Source organism: Bacteroidota bacterium (genome assembly GCA_039821555.1).
Classification (GTDB): Bacteria; Bacteroidota; Rhodothermia; order Rhodothermales; family Rubricoccaceae; genus JBCBEX01.
This window is the reverse complement of record JBCBNX010000014.1, coordinates 19,912-40,368: the sequence shown is the minus strand read 5'-3', so window position 1 is coordinate 40,368 and position 20,457 is coordinate 19,912. Positions and strand designations below refer to the sequence as shown.

At 67.7% G+C, this 20,457-nt stretch carries 20 protein-coding genes; 6 read left to right on the top strand and 14 right to left on the bottom strand.

Going from position 1 to position 20,457, the window contains the following annotated elements; genetic code table 11:
- Positions 1–114 precede the first annotated feature (114 nt).
- Together AAFU51_14365 and AAFU51_14360 are read left to right on the top strand one after the other, a co-directional pair.
- Positions 115–1,266: a glycosyltransferase family 4 protein gene (locus AAFU51_14365; protein ID MEO1572435.1), complete on the top strand. Its 1,152-nt coding sequence runs from the start codon at positions 115–117 to the stop codon at positions 1,264–1,266.
- Positions 1,267–1,357: 91 nt separating this feature from the next.
- Positions 1,358–1,903 carry a DUF255 domain-containing protein gene (locus tag AAFU51_14360; protein ID MEO1572434.1) on the top strand — a complete coding sequence of 182 codons (546 nt, stop codon included), beginning with the start codon at positions 1,358–1,360 and terminating at the stop codon, positions 1,901–1,903.
- 95 nt (positions 1,904–1,998) lie between these two features.
- Here AAFU51_14360 and AAFU51_14355 read toward each other — a convergent pair whose 3' ends face one another.
- Genes AAFU51_14355 through AAFU51_14340 form a run of 4 tightly spaced genes read right to left on the bottom strand, consistent with a single transcriptional unit; the run spans position 1,999 to position 6,160 of the window.
- Positions 1,999–2,781 (bottom strand): hypothetical protein, encoded by a 783-nt coding sequence (locus AAFU51_14355; GenBank protein ID MEO1572433.1) that lies wholly within the window; start codon positions 2,779–2,781, stop codon positions 1,999–2,001.
- Positions 2,782–2,808: 27 nt separating this feature from the next.
- Positions 2,809–5,256, bottom strand: a complete 2,448-nt coding sequence (locus AAFU51_14350; protein MEO1572432.1) for a PKD domain-containing protein — start codon at positions 5,254–5,256, stop codon at positions 2,809–2,811.
- Between the two features lie 46 nt (positions 5,257–5,302).
- Positions 5,303–5,515, bottom strand: a complete 213-nt coding sequence (locus tag AAFU51_14345) for a hypothetical protein (GenBank protein ID MEO1572431.1) — start codon at positions 5,513–5,515, stop codon at positions 5,303–5,305.
- Between the two features lie 42 nt (positions 5,516–5,557).
- Positions 5,558–6,160 (bottom strand): hypothetical protein, encoded by a 603-nt coding sequence (locus AAFU51_14340; GenBank protein ID MEO1572430.1) that lies wholly within the window; start codon positions 6,158–6,160, stop codon positions 5,558–5,560.
- A 186-nt stretch (positions 6,161–6,346) separates the two neighbouring features.
- Between AAFU51_14340 and AAFU51_14335 the strand changes: the two genes are divergently transcribed.
- From AAFU51_14335 to AAFU51_14320, 4 genes are read left to right on the top strand one after another with little or no spacing between them, the layout of a single operon-like run.
- Complete coding sequence (locus AAFU51_14335; protein ID MEO1572429.1) at positions 6,347–6,907, top strand: ECF-type sigma factor; 561 nt, start codon at positions 6,347–6,349, stop codon at positions 6,905–6,907.
- 13 nt (positions 6,908–6,920) lie between these two features.
- On the top strand, positions 6,921–9,824 hold the full coding sequence (locus AAFU51_14330) for a serine/threonine-protein kinase (GenBank protein MEO1572428.1): 2,904 nt from the start codon (positions 6,921–6,923) through the stop codon (positions 9,822–9,824).
- A 57-nt stretch (positions 9,825–9,881) separates the two neighbouring features.
- A complete protein-coding gene (locus tag AAFU51_14325; protein ID MEO1572427.1) occupies positions 9,882–10,517 on the top strand; it encodes a phenylalanine--tRNA ligase beta subunit-related protein in 636 nt (211 codons plus the stop codon).
- A 6-nt stretch (positions 10,518–10,523) separates the two neighbouring features.
- Positions 10,524–11,549: a glycosyltransferase family 2 protein gene (locus AAFU51_14320; GenBank protein ID MEO1572426.1), complete on the top strand. Its 1,026-nt coding sequence runs from the start codon at positions 10,524–10,526 to the stop codon at positions 11,547–11,549.
- Between the two features lie 35 nt (positions 11,550–11,584).
- Here AAFU51_14320 and AAFU51_14315 read toward each other — a convergent pair whose 3' ends face one another.
- From AAFU51_14315 to AAFU51_14270, 10 genes are all read right to left on the bottom strand, one after another.
- Positions 11,585–12,502, bottom strand: coding sequence for a DMT family transporter (locus tag AAFU51_14315; protein MEO1572425.1), 918 nt, complete (start codon positions 12,500–12,502; stop codon positions 11,585–11,587).
- A gap of 31 nt (positions 12,503–12,533) precedes the next feature.
- The gene (locus AAFU51_14310; protein MEO1572424.1) at positions 12,534–12,959 is read right to left on the bottom strand and encodes a DUF4293 domain-containing protein; all 426 of its coding nucleotides are present in this window, start codon (positions 12,957–12,959) and stop codon (positions 12,534–12,536) included.
- 123 nt (positions 12,960–13,082) lie between these two features.
- A complete protein-coding gene (locus tag AAFU51_14305) occupies positions 13,083–13,529 on the bottom strand; it encodes a biopolymer transporter ExbD (protein ID MEO1572423.1) in 447 nt (148 codons plus the stop codon).
- Positions 13,530–13,597: 68 nt separating this feature from the next.
- Positions 13,598–14,161 (bottom strand): biopolymer transporter ExbD, encoded by a 564-nt coding sequence (locus tag AAFU51_14300; GenBank protein ID MEO1572422.1) that lies wholly within the window; start codon positions 14,159–14,161, stop codon positions 13,598–13,600.
- A 62-nt stretch (positions 14,162–14,223) separates the two neighbouring features.
- A complete protein-coding gene (locus AAFU51_14295; GenBank protein ID MEO1572421.1) occupies positions 14,224–14,544 on the bottom strand; it encodes a hypothetical protein in 321 nt (106 codons plus the stop codon).
- 97 nt (positions 14,545–14,641) lie between these two features.
- Complete coding sequence (locus AAFU51_14290) at positions 14,642–15,373, bottom strand: MotA/TolQ/ExbB proton channel family protein (GenBank protein MEO1572420.1); 732 nt, start codon at positions 15,371–15,373, stop codon at positions 14,642–14,644.
- Positions 15,374–15,673: 300 nt separating this feature from the next.
- Positions 15,674–17,380, bottom strand: coding sequence for a S41 family peptidase (locus AAFU51_14285; protein ID MEO1572419.1), 1,707 nt, complete (start codon positions 17,378–17,380; stop codon positions 15,674–15,676).
- A gap of 270 nt (positions 17,381–17,650) precedes the next feature.
- A complete protein-coding gene (locus AAFU51_14280; GenBank protein MEO1572418.1) occupies positions 17,651–18,739 on the bottom strand; it encodes a phosphotransferase family protein in 1,089 nt (362 codons plus the stop codon).
- 283 nt (positions 18,740–19,022) lie between these two features.
- Complete coding sequence (locus AAFU51_14275; protein ID MEO1572417.1) at positions 19,023–19,784, bottom strand: sulfotransferase family 2 domain-containing protein; 762 nt, start codon at positions 19,782–19,784, stop codon at positions 19,023–19,025.
- Between the two features lie 239 nt (positions 19,785–20,023).
- Complete coding sequence (locus AAFU51_14270) at positions 20,024–20,401, bottom strand: hypothetical protein (protein MEO1572416.1); 378 nt, start codon at positions 20,399–20,401, stop codon at positions 20,024–20,026.
- Between the last annotated feature and the right edge of the window lie 56 nt (positions 20,402–20,457).

Below are 20,457 nucleotides of genomic sequence, written 5' to 3'. Positions count from 1 at the left end.
AGACCCACGAGGCGGTCCTCTTCGGAGGGCCGCCTTTTTTCGTGCCTACGGCCCCTCGTGCCCATGGAGGCTGTGGCGATGGACGATCTTCGACGCCTACGCCTTGCCTCCGCTATGTCGATCCCGCCGCCCCCTCTCGCCCATCGTTCCGTGGCGTTTGCCTACGTGGGCGACGTCACAGGGTCGTCGCGGGCACTGCGGCAGTTGGCGGCGCTGACCGGCGCAGGCGCGCAGGTCGAGGTCCTGGCGTTCGACACGGACCGAGCGGCCGTGCTGCCAGACGGCGTCACGCTCCATGCCGTGCCGCGTCCATCGGGCGGCGGGCCGCGCTTCTTCTGGCAGGCGCACCGGCAGTTCGTTCGTGCCGCTCGACGCCTCGCCGCGGCCCGTTCCATCGACCTGTGGCACGCGAGCGACCTCTACGTGCTCCCGGCGATGGCGCGCTCGGCCCGCCGCTCGGCCCGTCCCCTCGTCTTCGACAGCCGCGAACTCTACGCCCACCTCGACGCCACTGAGGACGCCCCGCTCAAGCGCTGGCTCTGGCGCACCGTCGAGGCGCGGCACATCCAACGCGCCGACCTCGTGCTGACCGTGAACGGCGCGATCGCCGACCGGCTCGCCGCCGCATATGGCATCGTCCGGCCGATGGTGCAGCACAACCTGCCCCGCGTCACCGCAGTCCCGCGCACGACGACGCTCCGCGACACCTTGGGCATCCCCGGCGCCGTGCCGATTTTGCTCTACCAGGGCCTTCTGCGCGTCGGGCGCGGGCTCCCGCAGACGCTCGACGCCCTGCGCGATGTGCCGGAGGTGACGCTCGTCGTGATCGGCGAGGGGCCGTTCGAGGCGGAGGCACGGCGCCTCGCCGAGCCGATGCAGGACCGCGTCCACTTCGTCCCGTTCACGCCGCCCGACGAGCTTCCCCTTCTCACTGCGTCGGCCGATGTAGGACTCGTCCTGATCGAGCCGCGCACGGAGAGCCTACGGCTAAGCCTGCCCAACAAGCTCTTCGAGTACCTCGCCGCGGGGCTGCCCGTCGTTGCGTCCGATCTCCCCGAGTTGGGCCGCGTCGTGCGCGCGCACGGCGTGGGGCTAGCCGTGGATGTGGATAACCGACCTGCGCTCGTAGACGCGCTGCGCCGTGTTGCCCACGATGCCACGCTCCGGGGTGCTGCCCAGCGCTCAATTCCCCTGGTGTTCGACGAATTCGACACGGAACGCGAGAACGCCGCGTTCGTGGATGCGTACGCCGCGCTGATGTCTTAGACCCAATGCGGCACGCGATATGTACTCGGTTTCGCGTTCACGATCTCGGATCTTAGCCGCACCGTCCCGCTCCCCCCTTACCGCCTTCACGATGTCGTTTCTCCGCTTCGGCCTCCTCGCCGCGCTCCTGCTCTTGACGATGCCCGCCCAGGCACAGGACGCCGGTCCAAGCGCGCCCATCGCCACGGACCCGGCTGGAGCGCCAGCCGGCATCAACTGGGTCACCTTCAGCGAAGCCTCGCAAACCGCGCCCCAGGAGGGCGACTTCATCCTCCTCGCTGGCTACGCCACGTGGTGCGGCTGGTGCGACAAGATCGACCAGGACGTCTACGGCGACGAGACCGTGCAGGCCTACATGAACGAGCACTTCCAGTCGGTGCGCGTCAACACCGAGAGCCGCGCCGTCCTCGAGTTTGCCGACGCTACGGTGATGGAGGCGCAGCTTGCCGCCGACCTCGGCATGCGCGGCACCCCGACGACCGTCTTCATGAAGTCCGACGGCTCGCAGCACTGGGTACTACCGGGCTACCGTGAAGCCCCGGAGTTCATGCTCGCTCTCCGCTACTTCGCCGAGGGCGCCTACGAGAACGAGTCGTTCGGCGACTTCGTCACGCGCGAGCAGGGCGAGGGTGGCTGAGCGTTCCGTCGACCTCAACGCATCCGGCCGCGCCAGGGCGCCTCGTCCCCAGCGCGGCCGTTTATGTTTCGCCGCGGTTGCCCGAAGACTGACACTCAGAAGCGAAGCCGGTACGGCCCGGCATGGTTGGAGCGGTTGCCGCCGCTGACGGCGTAGGTGCCGACCTCGATCACGTGCGCCCCCGTTTCTTGCGCTGTCGCGGCGAACGACGTGCCTAACCGTGTGGCCGTTGTCGTTTGCGTCGAAGTTAGGACGGAGCGCTGGTAGAAAGGCTGACTACCCGGACGCCGCACGAATGTCTGCGCCACCAGCCCGCCGCTCGGGTGGTCGAGGGTGACCTGGACCGTCTCCCCGACCGTGCGCTCGTAGCGGAAGAACTGCCGGTCGCCGAGCACGCTGACGTTGGCAGTAATGGGAGTGCCAGCCGTCACCAGCGTCGGCTCACCGATCTCGGAGAAGCCCAGCCGGTACGCTCCCGCCGCGTCCGTCGCCCCGTCCACCACCACCTGGTACGTCCCGTCCGACGGCAGCGCGAACACCCGCGTCTCCGAGAACAGCGACGTCTGCCCCGACTGCCGCACGAACTGCCCGCCCGCCGACTCCACCCGCGCGAAGATGCCGCCACTGAGCGACGTCCCGAGGTGGGCAAGGTTGACGAGATCGCCGGCCTGCCCCTCGAAGGCGAAGAGGCGCGGCACCCCGGCCAAGAGCGTACGTGTCACCTCCTGATCGACCTGGATGCCCTCGTAGCAGCCGAAGCGGACGGTGTAGGCACCAGGCTCGTTGCGGGTGCCGTCGACGGTCACGCGATAGGTGCCCGAGGCGGCAAGCTGAAAGAAGCCGGGCGCTGCGGTGCTCGGCCCAAAGGCGCTGTTCACGACCTCAGCCCCACTCGGGTCCAAGACTCACACGGTGCCCTCCAGGGTGGACGCCTGCCCGGCCTCGACCTCCAGTTCGACGTAGTCGCCCGCCTGGCCGGTGAAGGTCCACACGTCCACCTCGCCGATGGGGTCGATGGTGCCGAGCGGGGCCGTGTCGCAGGCAAGCAGCCCGCCCCCGATGCGTCCCACGGGCGTCATGGGGATGAGGACGGTGCGCGACTGGCCCGCCGGGATGGTCGTGGTGCGGCTCCCGCGCGCCGTTCCGTTGTTGGCGATGGCCCCGTAGTTCATCGGGACACCGGGCGGCGATGGGAGACCGCCGGGGACGCCCCCGGACGGGACGGAGGTGTTGCGCGGGCCTCCCACGGGCGGCGTGCCCCCGGGGCCGGACTGTGGCGTGCCGGTGATGGTGCCGCCGGTGCACGAATCGGCGATGCTGTCGCAGAAGTCGTCGCAGAAGGGGTTGTCCTCGCAGAAGGTGTCCCAGTCGTCATCGTCCCAAGGATCGCCGTCGCCGTCGAAATCGCCGTAGGGCGGCTCGGGGTTACCGTCAGGGTCTGTGTTGGGGTCGGGCGGCGGCGGGGGCGGGAAGCCCATGTCGGTGCAGATACCGCGCATCCCAGCCGCGCAGAGGTCCACGTTGATGCCCGTAGCGCCGCCGGAGGCACACCAGCCCTCGGGGTTCTCGCACGGCTCTGGCGTGTCGTCGGGATCGTTGGGGTCTTCGGGCGGGCTGACCGGGATGGGGTTGGGGAAGGCCGGGCTGGGGGCCACGTCGATGTTCCACCACGAGAAGTGCGTCACCTCGCCGCGCAGCGCGAAGCCTGTCGGCGAGGCCTCGGCCACCACGACCGTCCCCATTGCCTCCATCACCCACTGCGCCGACTGCTCGTTGAACGACCACAGCGGCCGTTCGTCGCCGAGCGCGACCTCGGTGCCGTCGAGGTTGCGTCCGACGTAGACGGGGATCTCGATGACGGCGCTCATGCCCGGCGCAAGGTCGAGTTCCTCGCCGCCCTGCGAGAAGACGTACTCGGCCGTGCCGTAGCTCACGATCAGCTCGGCAGGCCCCTCTGGTGTGACGCCCGCGAAGGGACCGGGGAAGCCGCCGACCTCCATGGCGTCGGTGACGTCCACGGGCGTGATCTGCACGTCCACGGGGCCCGTGGCGGGCGTGCCGTCAGCGTGGACGAGGCCGTCCACGGGCAGCATCACCATCGCGCCTTCGTTGCCGTCGGCCCGGCCTCCGAGTTCGGCGGCGGGCAGCCGCACCGCTTCGCCACGCCGCACGAGCGTCGCCTCGATGGCCGGCACGTCGCCGCTGGCGAGGATCGTCACGGCGAGTTGCTGGCTGGCGTAGCCGCCGAGACGCACGTCGACGGTGAGCGGGACGCCAACGGGGAGGCTCGTGAGCGTGAACGCTCCCAGGAAGTCGGTCGTAGTGACGCTCTCGGTGCGGAGCACGCGTACGGTAGCGTCCGGCAACGGTAAGCCGTCGGGCCCAGTCACGAGGCCGGTCACCGCGCCGTCCATCGCGGCAGGCGGCGGGGGCTCGGCGATGGTGACCGCGCGGGTGGCCGAGGCCATCGCCCCAAACTCCGTCGCGACGGTCAGGGTGACGGTGTAGGTCCCCGGCTCGGTGAAAAGGTGAGCAGCCTCCGCGCCGCCGCCGCGCTGTCCGTCGCCAAAGGCCCAAGCGTAGGTCGCCAGCGTCCCCCCCTCGGGCGGCGCCGAGGAGCCCGCGTCGAACTGCATGACCGCGCCTGCCTCTAACGTCCCTCCCACCTCGAAGGCCGCGGTCGGGACTGGAGCCACAGCCAGCGCCGCATCTGCCGTCACCACGTCGCCGTCGTTCAGATCGAGCGTGCGGGCGTCCGTCACGAAGCCCGCCTTTTCGATCACGAGGTCCGCCAACACCGCGGCCCTCGACGCAGCGCGCGGACTCGGTGCCGCCGTCGGGTCGCCGAGGCGTTGGCTCGCTTCGAACCGCAGCCGCGCCGGCCCCGCCAGCACGAACGACCGTCCCGGCGTCACATAGCCTTGTTCGAACTGGAGGCGATAGACATACAGCCCCGCCGACAGCGTCCGGTCGGTGCTCACCCGGCGTCCCAGCACGTCGAAGACCTCGACGGTGGCCGCTTCCGGGCGGTTCTGCGGCACCGTAAACGGGACCACGACCGTGCGATTGCTCGCGGGCAGCGGGTTCGGGGCTACGGGGCCGACCCAATAGCTCGTCGGAACGGGCAGATCGGGCTCGTTCGACACCGAGGACACGAGCAGGTCGTAGCGCCCTTCGGCGTCGGAGAAAGCCACGCTCAGCGTCAAGCCGTCTAGGTCCACGAGGGCGATGCGGGCACGTTCGAGTGGACCGCCGCTGTCGTCGGTGACAACCCCCTGCACCTGGAAGGGCTGGGCGTGCACCGACTTAACGGCGAGGATCGCGAAGAGGAGGCAGACGGAAGCAATACGCATGACGCTGGTCGAGTCAAAGGGGGCTAGTGGCTCACGACGTGTGTGCTCATAGGCAGTAGCACTGCCCTTCCAGCATCTCGCCGCCTGCAGCTTCGCACTCGGACGCGGTGGCGGATACGAACTGGTTGCTGCGCCCCTCGCACGCGGAGGCGGAGGCCTGCTCGCGTGCGGAAGGCTCTTCCGTGAGGAAGAAGCAACCGGTCAGGCTCAACGTGGCGAGGGCGGCGAACAGAAGTAGGGCATGCTTGAAAGCGTTCATGGCGATGATGGGTTGTGTGAGCGAAAGACGTAGGAATGCGGTTCAGTTCGAGTAGCTGGTGTAGCCCCCGCCGAAGTCGCGGAAGGAGATGACCACGCCGCCGTTGCCGTCGGTGGTGACCCAGGAGCCGTCGCTGGCGTAGGCGCTGCCGCCTTGCCCGCCGCCCCTGTTCAGCGCACCTCGCTGCTGCGCGATGGCGACCACGTTGCCGAGCGCACCCTGGCCTTCAGGGCCGAAGTTGCCCCAAGCATCCATCCAGAAGCGCCCGGTGTGTACCTCACCCAACAGGTGCCGGAGCGAGGTCACGTCCTGCGGGTGGAGTTCGCGGCCGTTGATGAACGTGCCCGTGCCCGAAGCCGAGATGTTTGCTGGCATCGGACCAGGAAGCGGTAGGCCTGGCACCGTAAAGCCCGCAACGGGCCCGTTCTCGTGTCCCCACGCGCCGGACAGCGCATCGTAGAAGTAGCGGCCCTCAGGGATGCGCGTCTGCGCCTGGGCCTCGAGCGCCTGCAGGGTAGCCGTGGGTATCGGCTGCCCGTTGATGGCGATGACCCGCTTGGACTGCGCTGCGACCGGCGGGGCAACGAGGAGCACGGCGGCGATGGTAGCCGCGAGCACAAAGGAGAAAGCGCGTGCATGGGTCATGATCGAGAGAGGGTTGGTGCGGATCAACTTGGAAGTCCCCATCGTGCCTTGCTGCGATGCGATGGAGGGCGTCACCTTGCCAAGCAGGGTTGCTGCTCCAAGTGGACCATCCCCTGCGCTCTTTTTTTCAGCCGCCGCGCCTATAGGGCACCGCTGCACCCCAGGCCCCTGCGCACCGCGCCGCTCATGTCCGACGCCCTGCCTCCCTTCGATGACCTCACCGGCAGTTTCGACGACCTGCCGGACGACCTCGACGCGCTGCTCCCGGCGGTCTATAGCGAACTGCGGCGGCTCGCGCACCACCAGCTGCGTCGCGAGCGGGCCGACCACACGCTCTCGACCACCGCGCTCGTCCACGAAGCCTATCTCCGGCTGGCCGACGTGCCCGACCTCCGCCTCGAGAGCCGGGGCCGCTTCTTTGCGCTGGCCGCGCGCGTGATGCGGCACGTCCTCGTCAACTACGCGCACAAGCATCGCGCGCAGAAACGTGGCGGCGGCGAGCGCGCCCTCCCGCTCGACGAGGCACTCGTGGTAGGCATCGCCCAGTCTGAATCGCTGCTGGCGCTCGACGAGGCGCTGCAACGCCTGCATGCGTTCAGCCCGCGCCAGAGCCAGGTGGTCGAGTGCCGCTTCTTCGGCGGCCTATCCATCGAGGAGACGGCCGAGGCGCTCGACGTGTCGCCCATGACCGTCAAGCGCGAGTGGCGCGTGGCCCGCGCGTGGCTCAACCAGGCCCTAGCCGAGTGACGCCCCTACTACCATGACGCCCGAACGCTGGACCGAAATCCAGACCCTCTTCGAGGCTGCGTTGGAGCACAGCCCGGAGGAGCGCACCACGTTCCTAGCCGCAGCAGCCCCGGACCCTACGCTGCGCCGCGAGGTGGAGGCGCTGCTCGCCGCCGATGAGCAGGCTGGACCGCTCGACGCCCTGCAGGACGACCTCGAACCGCTGGCCTCGGGGTGGCGGGCCGCCCTGAGCGAAGAGCGGGTGGGGCCGTATCGCCTCGTGCGCGAACTGGGGCGCGGCGGCATGGGCACCGTCTGGCTCGCCGAGCGCGCTGTAGACGACGCGAACGCGCAGTTCGAGCAGCAGGTGGCGCTGAAGCTGCTGCCGGGCCCGCCGTCCAGCGAGCAAATCCGGCGGTTCCTCGCCGAGCGCCAGGTGCTCGCCCGCCTCCAGCACCGCCACATCGCACGCCTACTCGACGGCGGCGTGACTGAGCGGGGCCGCCCCTACTTCGCGCTCGAAGTCGTGAACGGCCAGCCGATCACGACCTACTGCGACCAGCACGACCTCGGCATCGAGGCCAGGCTCCGGCTCTTTCTTCAGGTGTGCGACGCGGTCCAGTATGCGCACCAGAACCTCGTGGTCCACCGCGACCTCAAGCCGTCGAACATCCTCGTCACGACCAACGCCGAGGGCCAGCCCTCAGCGAAGCTGCTCGACTTCGGCATCGCCAAGCTGCTCGACGGTCCGCGCCCCTCGCTCGGCGCGGTCACGCAGACAGGGCAGCGGATGATGACGCCAGCCTACGCGGCCCCGGAGCAGGTTCGCGGCGAGGCCGTGACGACGGCGACGGATGTCTACGCGCTCGGTGTGGTGCTCTACGAACTCCTCGCCGGCCAGCGGCCCTACGAGGTGGCCGACCTGCTTCCGAGCCAGGTCGAGCGCCTGATCTGCGAGACGATGCCCGCCAGGCCCAGCACGGTGGTGCTCGACGCTGGTACGGAAACCCCGCGCGCCGCATCCCGACCGGGACGACTCACGGGCGACCTGGACGTGATCGTGATGAAGGCCCTGCGTAAGGAGCCCGCGGCGCGCTACGACTCGGCGGCGCAACTTCGGGACGACCTCGCACGCCACCTCGCCGCCCTACCGATCTCGGCGCGCCCGAGCACCGTCGGCTACCGCGTCCGGTCGTTCGTGCGCCGCCACCGACTCGGCGTGGGTGCAGTAGCCCTCGTGGTGCTCGCGCTCGTGCTCGGACTCGCGACCACGCTCTGGCAGGCGCAGCGCGCCGCCAACGAGGCGGAGGCGGCACAGGCCGCCCGGCTCGTCGCGGAGCGCGAGGCACGCAAGGCTCAGCAGACCACGGACTTCCTTCTCGATGTCTTCCGCGTCGCCGACCCGACGGCCTCGCTCGGCGACACGATCACGGCGCGCGAGATCCTCGACGCGGGAGCCGCCCGGGCGCACGACGAACTCCGTAGCCAACCCGACCTCCAGGCGTCCGTGCTCGCCGTCGTAGGCGATGTCTACGCCAACCTCGGCCTCTTCGACCGCGCGCAGCCGCTGCTCCAGGACGTGGTCCGGCTCCGCACCGACACGCTCGGTAGGCACCACCCCGATGTCGCGGACGCCCTCGGCGCGCTCGCCGAACTGGAGCGCCAGCGCAGTCGGCTCGATGCTGCCGACTCGCTCTATGCCACGGCGCTGCGTACGCCCGGGCTGCCGGGGCCCCTGCGTGCTCGGCTCCTCGACCAGCGCGGCGTCGCGACGATGGACCTGGGGCGCTACGACGAGGCCGACTCGCTCTTTCGCCAAGCGCTCACCCTCTGGGAAGCCACCACGCCACCTGACCCACTCGCTCGCGCGACGACGGCGCTGCACCATGCCGCTCTCCACAACGCCACGGGCGCATTCGGCCCCGCCGACTCGCTCTACCAGGTCGCGCTGCGCACCCGGGAGGCCCAGCTCGGTCCGGACCACCCGGACGTGGCCACCGCGCGCAATGGCTACGCGACGTTCCTCTACAACACAGGCGACTATGCCTCGGCCGACTCGCTCTACCGGCAGGTGCTCGACCGGCGGTTTGCCGTCTTCGGCCCCGACCATCCTGACGTAGCCAACGCGATGACGAACCTCGCCACGACGCTCGTGAGCCTTGGCCGCTACGGCGAAGCGGACTCGCTCTATCAGCGCGCGCTTGAATCGCAGATCGACCGCCTCGGCCCCGAGCACATCGAGGTCAGCTACACGCTGGGCAACCTCGCCGTCCTCAATTACCACCGCGGTGACCTGGAGGCCGCTCAGGCGCGCTTCCGCGACGTGCTCCGTGTCCAGCGCACCCTCTTCGGCGAGACGCACGTGGACGTGGCGTTCACCCGCAACAACATCGCAGGCGTCGCACGGGCCGCGGGCGACGTGGCCACGGCCGAACGGGAATACCGCGCCGCGATTCGTCTCTTCGAGGCTACGGTCGGCGATGCCCACCCCTACACAGCGACCGCGCTCAGCAGTCTCGCTTCGGTGCTGCACGACGAGGAGCGCTGGGCCGAGGCCACCCGCGCGTATCGGACCGCGCTCGATGCCATGGACGCCGCCTGGCCCGACGGCCATCCGAGCCGTGCCGTCGTGCAGTCCCGCTTCGGCGACCTACTCACGGTTCGTCAGCAGGCCGTCGAGGCCGAGCCGCTGCTCCGGGAGGCCCTCGCGTCGCAGCGCGCGCAGTTCCCCGAGCACGACGCCCGAACCCTCACGACGCAACGCCGCCTCGCCGACGCCCTCATTGCGCTCGCCCTCGGCGACGGCGACCGTACCCTGCTCCTCGCTGAGGCCGATTCGCTGCTTGAACCCGTCCGCACCGCCGACCTCGACGACCTGCGCGCGGAGGCGACACGGAGCACGGCGGCACTCCAGCAAGCACGCATACAGGGACGCTAGCGCCCGCTCCCGTCCAGGCCTACCTTCCGCCTGCACCTTCGTCTTTCACCACCCCATATGACGCTTACCGTCGATCCGCACCCGCTGCTTCACCTCGCCGCGTTCGAGACGATGCTGCCTGCGTCGCTCGGCGGTACGCCGCCGCCCGACTGGCTGACGGCGCTGTTTGCTCTGGAGGCAGAGGCTCCCGTCCAGCGCTCGGAGATGATTCGCGCTACGTCGCGGAATCTGCTGCGCCACGGTGGCTACAAACCCACCGGGCGCGGTAAGCCCGCGTCGGAATACCTCGTCCGCGCCGCCGAAAACGGCAAGCTCGGCTCGATCAACGCCGTCGTGGACGCCTGCAACGTCGCCTCGCTGCACAGCGGCCTGCCGATCAGCGTCGTCGACCTCGACCGGGCGACAGCGCCGTTCCGCGTCGGCCTCGCCGAGAAAGACGCAACGTACGTCTTCAACGCAAGCGGGCAGACCATCGACCTCGGCGGCCTGCTCTGCCTCTTCGACGCCGAAGGCCCGTGCGCGAATGGCGTCAAGGACAGCCAGCGCACGAAGACCCACGACGGCACGCGGCGCACCCTCTCGCTGGTCTGGGGCCATCACGACCTCGCCCCCCACGTCGATGCGGCAACGGCGTGGTATCGGAGCCTGCTGGAACGGCTGGGCGCGGCGACCGAGGCGGTCACACAGAGCTAGATCGCCGTGCCGCGCGTCTCTGTCATCATCGTGACTTGGAACGGGCGGGCGCTGCTGGAGCAGTGTCTGCCCTCAGTCCTCGCCACCGACTTCGAGTCGTTTGAGGTCGTCGTTGCGGACAACGCTTCCACGGACGACACCGTCGCGTGGCTGGCGGCGACGCACCCCGAGGTACGCGTTATCCAGCACCCGGAGAACTGGCTCTTCGCGCGCGGCAACAACGAGGCAATCCGGCACACCGAGAGCGACTACGTCTGCCTGCTCAACAACGACGTGGAGGTACCACCTGGCTGGCTCGCGCCGCTCGTGCGCGTGCTCGACACGTTGCCGGAGGTGGCCGCCGTCCAGCCGAAGCTGCTCCAGCACGGCGACCGGTCGCAGTTCGAGTACGCCGGCGCCAGCGGCGGCTTCCTCGACGCCGTCGGCTACCCGTTCACGCGCGGGCGGCTTTTCGACACGCTGGAGCCGGACGCTGGGCAGTACGACGACGCTCGCGATGTCTTCTGGGCGTCGGGCGCGGCGCTGCTGCTGCGACGGTCTGCGCTGGACGACGTAGGGCTCCTCGATGAGGCGTTCGGCATGCACATGGAGGAGATCGACCTGTGCTGGCGGCTATGGCGGGCTGGGTGGCGCGTGCGTGTGGAGCCGAGCGCCGAGGTCTACCACATCGGCGGTGCCTCGCTGCGGCAGGGCGATCCGCGCAAGACGTACCTCAACTTCCGGAACAGCCTGCTGATGCTGTTCAAGAACCTGCCGCCCCGCGCCTGGCTGGCCACGTTCCCGCGCCGCCTCGCCCTCGACACGCTTGCGGCTGCCCGCGCCCTCGTCGCTGGCCGCCCGCGCGAGACCGCCGCCATCGCCCGCGCCTACCTCGACGCGCACCGAATGCGCGGGAGCTACCTCGACCAGCGCCCTGCGTCGTCGCCCTTCGCCCTGCCCTACCGTCGCTCGATCGCACTCGACTATTTCCTGCGCAAGCACCGTCGATTCTCGGACCTCCCCTCGGAGCGCTTCGTCTCGCTGCCCGACTGACGCAGCTACGAACCACTCTGCTACGAACCACTCTGCTACGGACGTCGGCGCACGATGACGACGGCGAGCGAGACGAGGACGACGACCATCCCAACCAGAGCGAGGCCGCCTGGGACTTCTTGGAAGAACACGTAGGCGAGCAGCGAAGCGATGGCTGGCTCGGTGAGCGTGAGCAGGCCCAGCATTGCCGCTGAGATGTAGCGCACGGCGTAGTTGAACGAGCCGTGGCCGAGGATCTGCGGGAAGAGCGCCATCACGAAGGTCCAACCGACTACGTTGAGCGGGGCCGACAGCGAAGCGCCGGTCACCAGCGTGCCGACGAGCGCCGTGAGCATGGCCGCAACGTTGAGCGGGAAGAGGTAGGCGAGAAAAGACACGCGCTGCCGCACCGCACGTCCGATCACGATGTATACCGAGAATAGTGCCGCAGCCGTGAGCGCGAGCCCGTTACCCAGCCAGGCGCGCGGGAAAACACCGGCCCCTGCATCGCCCAGGCCGATGAGCACCGCGCCGACCAGCCCCACGGCGATCGCGACCCACGTCCGCAGAGACGGTCGCTCACGCAGCGCCACCACGCCCAGCACAGCGATGAAGAGCGGGCTCATCGTCACGAGGACCGTCGCGCTTGCCACGGACGTGTGGTAAAGCGACGTGATCCACAGGATGAAGTGCAACCCGAGGAAGAGGCCAGCGGCCCCGACCAGCGTCCAATCGCGGTGGGTGAATTCCTTCCAGTCGGAGCGCGCGCGTGGCACGACGGGCAGCAACAACGTCACCGCCCACATCGTCCGCCAGAGCGCCACCGTCAGTCCCTCTGCGTCGGAGGCGTACCGGATCAGGATGCCCGCCGACGAGATCGAGACGAGCCCCGCGGTCAGCGCGAGCCAGACGTGCTGCGGCACCGACGCTTCGGTCGTCACGTTAGGCGTCGTCGCGGCGTCGGGTGAGGCCATGCTCGGTAGGGTCAGCTAGCGGAGAGCGCAGCTAGCGGAGCCGGTCCATCGACTTCACGAGGGCGATATCGGCGGCGATGCCGCGCTTGGCGAGCCAGATGAAGACGTAGGCGACCATGGGCAGCGTCAGGCTCCAGTAGGTGAGCAGCCACTCGGCAGGCGGACCGGCGTCACTGTCCTGGAAGGTCAGCCCGAGCGCCACGACCACGACCGCGATGAGCGCCAGATCGAGCCACTGCGCAACCGTGGCGACGCGCTGCTGCTGGGCGCGCTGCTTGTAGAGCAAGATGCTCGCAAAGGCGACCACGGCCGTCATGCCGCCCAGGATGTACGCGGTCGTCGAGAACCACGAGAGCGCTGTGATGGGGCCGACGGTCCAGGCCGCGCTGAGCGTGAGAAACGCAGCCAGGCACACCCCAGCCAGGAGCAGAAAGATCGATTGTTTACGCTGGATCATCGGTAGACGACGGACGCGAAAGGGACGAAACGCAGAGAGCCTGACCGAAGCCAGGCTCTCTGGGTACGAAAACTACGAGGCTGATGCGCGCCGCTGCGCTGAGGGCGCGTGAAAGGCGCCGCGCTAGTTGGGCAGTTCGCGCCGCGTCGAGTAGTTGATGCGAAGTGCCTGCGCCACGCGTAGCTCCTGCTGCACATCGTAGAGGAGACCCGTCTCCGAGTCGGAATCCACCTTCAGCGAGACGATCATGCGGGGCTCCTCCTGGAGCTTGCGGTACATCGTGTCGCGGATCGTGTTGATGTCCTCCACGAGCGCGTCGTCGATCTGGACCGCAGGCTCGCCCCGGAGGTCGCCCTCCTTGGCTTCGCCAATGTAGATATACGAGACGAGCCGCTTCTGCTCGATCTTCTCGATGGCTTCGGCCTGCGGGAGCGCGTTCTGCACGAGCAGCGTCACCTCGCGGAGGACCGTCGTGACCATAAAGAAGATGAGCAGCATGAAGATGATGTCCGGCAGCGACGCGGTCGGAATCTCCTGCTTGGTGCTGGCCTTCTTAGTAAAGTGAGCCATGTCGTTGGGATAGAGGTAGAGTCAAAGCCAGAGGAGCAAGCGCCCGCATGGAGCAAGCGCCGGGGCGGTCAGCCACCCGTGCCAGCGTCTGGCTCCGCGAGCGAGATCTTGATCGGGAACGCATCGGCGACCTGGTCCTCCTGGTCGGCTGGGAGACGCTCCTTATAGGTGGCGTAGTCCGGGGCCCCGAAGTTGCTGCGGGCATAGCCGTCGCGGATGTCGACGTAGGCGCTACGCAGTTCGTCGAGCACATCGACATACATCTCGTAGCTCGCTTGGCGCTCCGTCTTGAACGAGACGATGGCCTTCGAGGGCGTGTCCGCGTAGTTCGGGTCCGCGCCGTTGTTGGTGACGTGGCGGATGACCTCCTGGCGGATGTCGCCGAGCGTCATGAACTCGCCCTCCACGAGCACGTCGCCGTCGCGGTTGACAAGCACCGTGAGCAGGTTACGGTCGCTGATCTCCGGCGGCTCGGTGTCTTCGAGCGGCGGCGGCAGTTCCATGTAGATGCCCGTGTCCACGTCGATGGTGGTGGTCACGAGGAAGAAGATCAGCAGCAGGAACGCGATGTCGGCCATGGACGACGTCGGGATCTCGGCCTCGCGGGTCGTGCGGCGTTTGAGAAGAGGCATGGGGAGTGCAGGTTAGCGCAGGCAGTCGCAGGGGCGGCCCGCTCTGGGGCCGAACGCAGGGCTTACTTGAAGAAGCCGCGGGCGGTCGTGACGAGCAGGCTGACGGCACCGAGGCCAAGCATCGTGAGCGCAGTCATCATCACGGCGTAGCCGCCTGCGCCGACCGAGTAGCTACCGTCGGGCTTCACGAGCGTGGCGAGGAAGTCGGCCGGGGCCAGCGCGTACCAGACCGCGAAGACGATGAGCGGCACGGCGATGATGCCCAGCGTGATCGGGCTGGACTTGCCGCGCGTCAGGTTCATGACGCCGAAGCCCATGATGAGCAGCGCGCCGATGCCAATGAGGCCGAGGCAGACGTAGATGAGGATAGGAGCGAAGTCCATAAGAGCAGAGGTTGGGGGCGAGCAGATCCGGTGGTGCTAGAGAGAGGCCCTCCGGCCGGATGAGCCGGAGGGCCCGGGGTCTCTCTGGAGTGCGGACTTAGGAGCCAGACTCGATCTGGCCCTGCTCCGAGGTGGCGATGCTGTCGCGCAGCGGGCGGCCCATCTGCATCATGGCCAGCGCGTCGATCAGTTCGACGGAGGCTTCCTCCATCTCGACCACGATGCGGTCGATCTTCGAGACGCAGTAGTTGTAGAACACCTGCAGGATGATGGCCACGATCAGGCCGCCGACCGTCGTCAGGAGGGCGACCTTGATGCCACCGGCCACGAGGCTCGGCGAGATGTCACCCGCCTGCTCGATGGCGTCGAACGCCTCGACCATCCCGACGACCGTCCCGAGGAAGCCGAACATCGGGGCGAGCGAGATGAAGAGCGAGAGCCACACGAGGCCGCGCTCCAGGAAGCTCATCTCGATGGAGCCGTAGGAGACGACCGCCTTCTCGACAGCGTCGATACCCTCGTCGTAGCGCAGCAGGCCCGCCTGCACGACCGAGGCCACGGGGCCGCGCTGGTTGGCGCAGACTTCCTCGGCTGCGGAGATGCCGCCGCTCTCCAGCGCGTCCTTGACGCTGCGGATGAACTTGCGGGTGTTGATGTCGGCGCGGTTGAGCGTGATGATGCGTTCGAACGCGATGGCGAGGCCGATCACGAGCGAGATAAGCACCGGCCACATCCATTGGCCGCCTTCGTTGAAGCGCTTGACGAGTTCGTTGGCGAACGTGTCATTCGCGGCGGCTTCCTGTAGCAACAGCAGCGCGTAGTATTTCATGCGTCTACCTCAAGGGGGAATCGGGTCCAGAGAGTGGGTGAACGAGATGGAAGAACCGGGTGCTCCGACGCTAGATGGGGAGACTAGGTGGGTGGCAGCACGCCGGGCGTGAGATCCATTCACCAATATGACGAATAGCGTTCACATTGTCAACGCGACTCCAGAGCCCCCACCCCATTCTCTCTGACGGATTGCCCGGGGATTGGAGGGCGGTCGACACGTGCAAGACACGAAGCGGGCGGCAGAGTTGCCCCTACCGCCCGCCCTGTCTATTCAGGCGCCTCAGCGCCCCGAATGCACCTAGTCCACAGACGCTCGCAAGTCGGCGAGGTCGCCCACAGCGGGCCACAGCAGGAGCGCCTCCTGGAAGGTGCGGTCCACGTTCTGGATCACCGGGTAGAACGCGTCCACGCCATAGAGCCGCCGCGCTAGAAACGCCTTGATGCGCGCCTCCACGTCGCCGCGCTCGCGGGCTAGCTGGTCTTCCACGAACACGGACTCTTCGGTGTCTTCGGTAGCCTCGTCCACGACCGGCACGCCTTGGGCGTCGGCGTAGGCCAGGAATTCGGTCCAGAGGTCGTCGCTGAGGCGGTACTCACGGATGAACTCGCGCTCGCGGTCACCCCAGCTTCCGCGGAAGGCCGGCGTCCCGTCGAGGAAGTCGCGGGCGAACTGGCTGTCAAGGCTCTGGCGAATCACCGTCCGGAGCGTCGGGCCTGCCGAGTCGGGCACGACGACGTAGTCGGGCAGGATGCCGCCGCCGCCGAAGACGTCGCGCCCGGCGTCGGTTTCGAAGCGGAGGCTGTCGGGGTAGGCCGCCGCCAGTTCGGTCGAGGGCAGCACGGAGCGGCCGGACTCCTCGACGGCTTCGATCTCGCCCTCGCGGACGGCAAGCTTGCCCTCGTAGTAGTCTTCAGCGCCAGCGCCGCGCTCGTAGGCGGTCTGGATGAGGCGGCCGCTCGGCGTGAAGTAGCGCGAGATAGTCATCTGGAGCACAGCGCCGTCGTTGAGTTGGAACTGCTGCTGCACGAGGCCCTTGCCGAAGGTGCGCCGCCCGACGATCACGGCGCGGTCGTGGTCCTGCACGGCGCCCGCCACGATCTCGCTCGCCGAGGCCGAGTTCTCGTCCACGAGCACGATGAGCGGCTTGCCCTCGAACGAGCCGCCTGGGGTGGCGGTGTACTCCCGGTTGTACGCCACGTGGCGGCTGTCCGTGTAGACGATCATCTCGTCGTTCGGGAGGAACTCGTCGACGATCTTGACGGCCTGGTCCATGTAGCCGCCGACGTTGCCGCGTAGGTCAAGCACGAGGCGCTCCATGCCCTCGTCGCTGAGGTCGTTCATGGCCGTCATGAACTCGTCGTAGGTCGAGCGCGCGAAGCGCTGGAGCTTGATGTAGCCCGTCTCGTCGTCCACCATGTGCGCGGCCACGAGCGTGTTGAGCGGGATGTCGTCGCGGGTGATGGTGAAGGCGAGCGGGTCGCGGAAGCCGCGGCGGCGCACCGTCACGTCAACCCGCGTGCCCTTTGGCCCCTTGAGGTAGCGCTGGACCTCCTCAGTGGAAAAGCCGAGCGCGGTCGTGTCATCGATGGTGAGGATGCGGTCGCCCGGTTCGAGGCCCGCCTCCTCGCTCGGCCCGCCGACGATAGGCCGCAGCACGGCGAGCGTGTCCTGGTCGTCCTCGCCGTCGATGAACTCGTAGTAGATGCCGATGCCCTGGAACGAGGCGTCGAAGTTCTCGCGGACGCTGCGCATCTCCTCGGCGTCGATGTAGACTGAGTGCGGGTCGAGGCCCTCGATCATGCCGAGGATGGCGTCTTCGGCGAGGTCGGCCGAGTCCACGCGGTCGACGTAGTTGCGCGTGACGTAGCTGTAGGCCTCTTCGAGCTTCTTGAGGTTCTGGTAGGGGTCGTCGCTGGAGGCGGCGTCGCGGACCTGCATGCCGAGCAGGAGACCGACGAGGAGGATGCAGCAGCCAGCGAGGACGAGGGTTCGGGTGTTTCGCATCAAGCGGGAGGTTGGCGCTGGGCGCATCACGTGAGAGGGAAGACGCAGCCGGGACCGGCGCGGCGTGGGAGGATCGTTATAGCGCAGGACGGTGCGCAAGTTCTACCCTCTACAACCCCAACGTGACCGCGTTTCGCGCCCTGTCCCGCCCTACATGCGACGAACGGCCCAGCTGCGGCGGTGAACCGCCCCTCGGCACGCTGGGCGGCGCGCCCACGTGGACGAAAAAGCAGCATCGCCCAACCCGATCCAGGCTGACCCGCGCCGCGCTCAGTCGAACAGCGCCGAGATGCGCTGCCGCTCGATGGCACGGACCGCCGTCTCGCCGCACGCGCGCACAGCGTGGATGAGGTGCTCGAAGCGCGCGTCGGTCGCCACGCCGGCTTGCCAGCGCGCGTAGATCTGCTGCGCAATCACGGCGAGCTTGACGAGGCCGTAGACGTAGTAGAACACCACATGCTCAACAGGGCGCCCGGTCGCAGCCTCGTAGTGCGCCACGAACTCCTCGCGTGTCGGCGTGCCCGGCCAGGTCGTCGGGCTGACGTTGAGGCTCTGGAGCACCGGGTGGTCACTGGGCTCGATCCAGTAGCCGAGCGTGCTGCCGAGGTCCATGAGCGGATCGCCGACGGTCGCCAGCTCCCAGTCGAGGATGGCGCGGATCTGCGTGAGGTCGTCTGGGTCGAGGATGAGGTTGTCGTGCTTGAAGTCGTTGTGGATGAGCGACGCTACGGAGGCGCTGGTGTACGACTCGCCCGGCTGGTGCTCGTCGAGCCAGGCACACGCGCGGTCGATGTCAGGCACCGGGTCGGTCTGCGCCCGCTGCCAGCGCTGCGTCCAGCCCTCGACTTGGCGGCGGACGTAGCCCTCGGGCTTGCCGAACTCCGCCAGCCCGATCGTCTCCAGATCGAGGCCGTGCAGCATCGCGAAGGTGTCCACAAACGTCTCCGCGATGCCCGCGACCGTCGTCGCGTCGGGGATGTCGGCCGTCGTTCCGCGCAGGATGACGCCGTGGACGCGCTCCATCACGTAGAACGGGGCACCGATCACATACCCAAAGCCCTCGTAGGCGAGCGGCTTGGGGACCGGGAGATGCCCGTGCAGCTTATCGAGCATCATCCACTCCCGCGTCATGTTGTGCCCGCCCTGCACGTCCGCGCCGACGGGCGGACGCCGCACCACGAGTTGGAGGGGCCCCTGCTTCTCGTCGTCCAGGATGACGCGGTAGGTCAGGTTGGAGAAGCCATGGGGGAACTGGCCGATCGTCGCCGGGCCTCGCAGACCAAGAGTGCTCTGGAGATAGGCGTGGAGCTTCTCGACGTTGAACGGGAAGGGCGACGCCGCAGGCTGCTCAGGAGGCATGGTGGGTGTTCGACGTTGGATGTTCGATCAGGCACGCGATTGTGCATCGAACATAGCCCCTCAACAATCGAACAGCTCAAATCACAATGTCGCCACCATACCATGTACCATACCATGTCCGAAGAACACCTGCGCAAACTCATTCCGGAGTCCTTGCCGCGAACGCGGAAAGCGAAGCTTCACGCAGTAAATCCATCCGATGCACCCTATAGATCCCGGATCAAGTCCGGGATGACAAAGGTGGGAGAAGCGGGCAATGCACACGGCTTACTCGCCTCTGGTATCATAAATCGACCTTTGTCTTCGCGAGCCAGCCGTAGCGCGCCTGGAAGAGCTGCTGGGCGAAGAAGTAGAGCTCGTAGTCGAGGTCGTGGCACTCGCGGAGCTTCGGGAGGATCTTCGGGTTGAGGTCGTCGATGTCCTGGAGGGTACGGCGCTTGGTGGCGGCGGCCCAGCGCTTCTCCTGCGGCGCGTAGGTCCAGCCGAGCGTGTGCTCGAAGGCGCGGACGGTGTCCTGGAAGCGATCCTGCACGCCGAAGACGGCGCACGACTCCAAGTTGCGCTTCGCCGCGTCGAGGAGGCGCTGACGGAAGAGCGTGCTGCGGCGGAGCGTCGGGTAGAGCCGGTCGTAGTGCAGGCCTGCCATGAAGCGCGCCTGGCGGTTCTCGAAGCGCTCGTCGCGGTAGAACTGCACGAGTGTGACTCGGTCGGCGAAGTTGCGCAGCGGGTGGCGCTCCCAGAGGTCGATGTCGTCCTGGCCGCGGATGTAGTAGTACCAACTCACCGCGCGTTCCAGCGGCTCGCGGATCACGGTCGCGTAGCGGACGGGGCGGCGCGTGAAGCGGTGCAGCCCGTGCGGGATGTGGCCGATGAAGGCCGGGGCCTTCCAGCCGTGGCGCGCGTAGCGGGTGACGCTCGCCGAGCGCATGTAGCCCGGCGCGTTCGGCTCGATGAGCGCCTTGATGAGCGCCGTCCCCGCCGTCTTCTCAACGTGAACGACGACAAGCTGAGGGGCCTGGGTCGTGGGGCGCAGGTCCTGGGTCATGGATCGGAGGCGGTGTGCGGAGAGGTGGGGTCAAGCTACGTGCGGCCTTGGTCGGCCGCGTTCTCCCAATTTTGTCATGCTGAACTCGTTTCAGCATCTCAACGAGTCCACCGAGATCCTGAATCAAGTTCAGGATGACAAGTAGGCAACTGGGGTGGGTGGACAGCATCACACCACGCGCCGACTTGGTGCGCGTCGCATTACTGTCGCATGGCGTCACGATTCTGTGACGGTGAACGTCAGGTATCCGGTGCGCCCTCGCTATAGCTCCCGGTCACCACGAAGTCGAAGAGACCACCGCCAGCGATTAACTGCAGGCCGCGAGGCTTCTTCAGCCCGATCAAGCCGAGGTATTCACGCGTCGTCGCTATGGGCTTGTCGAGGTACTCGTTTAGAATCTCGAACCTGCGCCCGAAGACTTCTTTCCCAGGGTGCGGATACCACGCTGTTTCCCAGACGGCGAGGTCCGTTGAGACGGTTCCGTCTGTCCAATTTTTGGACCGGTACAGTAGAAAAAGCCCGGCTAGCATGTAGCGTCGTAGCTGTGCTTCGTCAGGCTCGTTGACCAATAACCACGCTTCTATTTGGTGGACATACTCGTCGATGTAGTCAAACATCTGGCGCTCCTGGTCAGAGTACCGGAACAGTTCGATGATCTGCTGACGATCCACAC

Coding starts and splice junctions, on each gene's coding strand:
- AAFU51_14365 (MEO1572435.1), top strand. CDS start 115: ATGTCGATCCCGCCGCCCCCTCTCGCCCATCGTTCCGTGGCGTTTGCC.
- AAFU51_14360 (MEO1572434.1), top strand. CDS start 1,358: ATGTCGTTTCTCCGCTTCGGCCTCCTCGCCGCGCTCCTGCTCTTGACG.
- AAFU51_14350 (MEO1572432.1), bottom strand. CDS start 5,256: ATGCGTATTGCTTCCGTCTGCCTCCTCTTCGCGATCCTCGCCGTTAAG.
- AAFU51_14345 (MEO1572431.1), bottom strand. CDS start 5,515: ATGAACGCTTTCAAGCATGCCCTACTTCTGTTCGCCGCCCTCGCCACG.
- AAFU51_14340 (MEO1572430.1), bottom strand. CDS start 6,160: ATGACCCATGCACGCGCTTTCTCCTTTGTGCTCGCGGCTACCATCGCC.
- AAFU51_14335 (MEO1572429.1), top strand. CDS start 6,347: ATGTCCGACGCCCTGCCTCCCTTCGATGACCTCACCGGCAGTTTCGAC.
- AAFU51_14330 (MEO1572428.1), top strand. CDS start 6,921: ATGACGCCCGAACGCTGGACCGAAATCCAGACCCTCTTCGAGGCTGCG.
- AAFU51_14325 (MEO1572427.1), top strand. CDS start 9,882: ATGACGCTTACCGTCGATCCGCACCCGCTGCTTCACCTCGCCGCGTTC.
- AAFU51_14315 (MEO1572425.1), bottom strand. CDS start 12,502: ATGGCCTCACCCGACGCCGCGACGACGCCTAACGTGACGACCGAAGCG.
- AAFU51_14310 (MEO1572424.1), bottom strand. CDS start 12,959: ATGATCCAGCGTAAACAATCGATCTTTCTGCTCCTGGCTGGGGTGTGC.
- AAFU51_14305 (MEO1572423.1), bottom strand. CDS start 13,529: ATGGCTCACTTTACTAAGAAGGCCAGCACCAAGCAGGAGATTCCGACC.
- AAFU51_14300 (MEO1572422.1), bottom strand. CDS start 14,161: ATGCCTCTTCTCAAACGCCGCACGACCCGCGAGGCCGAGATCCCGACG.
- AAFU51_14295 (MEO1572421.1), bottom strand. CDS start 14,544: ATGGACTTCGCTCCTATCCTCATCTACGTCTGCCTCGGCCTCATTGGC.
- AAFU51_14290 (MEO1572420.1), bottom strand. CDS start 15,373: ATGAAATACTACGCGCTGCTGTTGCTACAGGAAGCCGCCGCGAATGAC.
- AAFU51_14285 (MEO1572419.1), bottom strand. CDS start 17,380: ATGCGAAACACCCGAACCCTCGTCCTCGCTGGCTGCTGCATCCTCCTC.
- AAFU51_14280 (MEO1572418.1), bottom strand. CDS start 18,739: ATGCCTCCTGAGCAGCCTGCGGCGTCGCCCTTCCCGTTCAACGTCGAG.
- AAFU51_14275 (MEO1572417.1), bottom strand. CDS start 19,784: ATGACCCAGGACCTGCGCCCCACGACCCAGGCCCCTCAGCTTGTCGTC.
- AAFU51_14270 (MEO1572416.1), bottom strand. CDS start 20,401: ATGTTTGACTACATCGACGAGTATGTCCACCAAATAGAAGCGTGGTTA.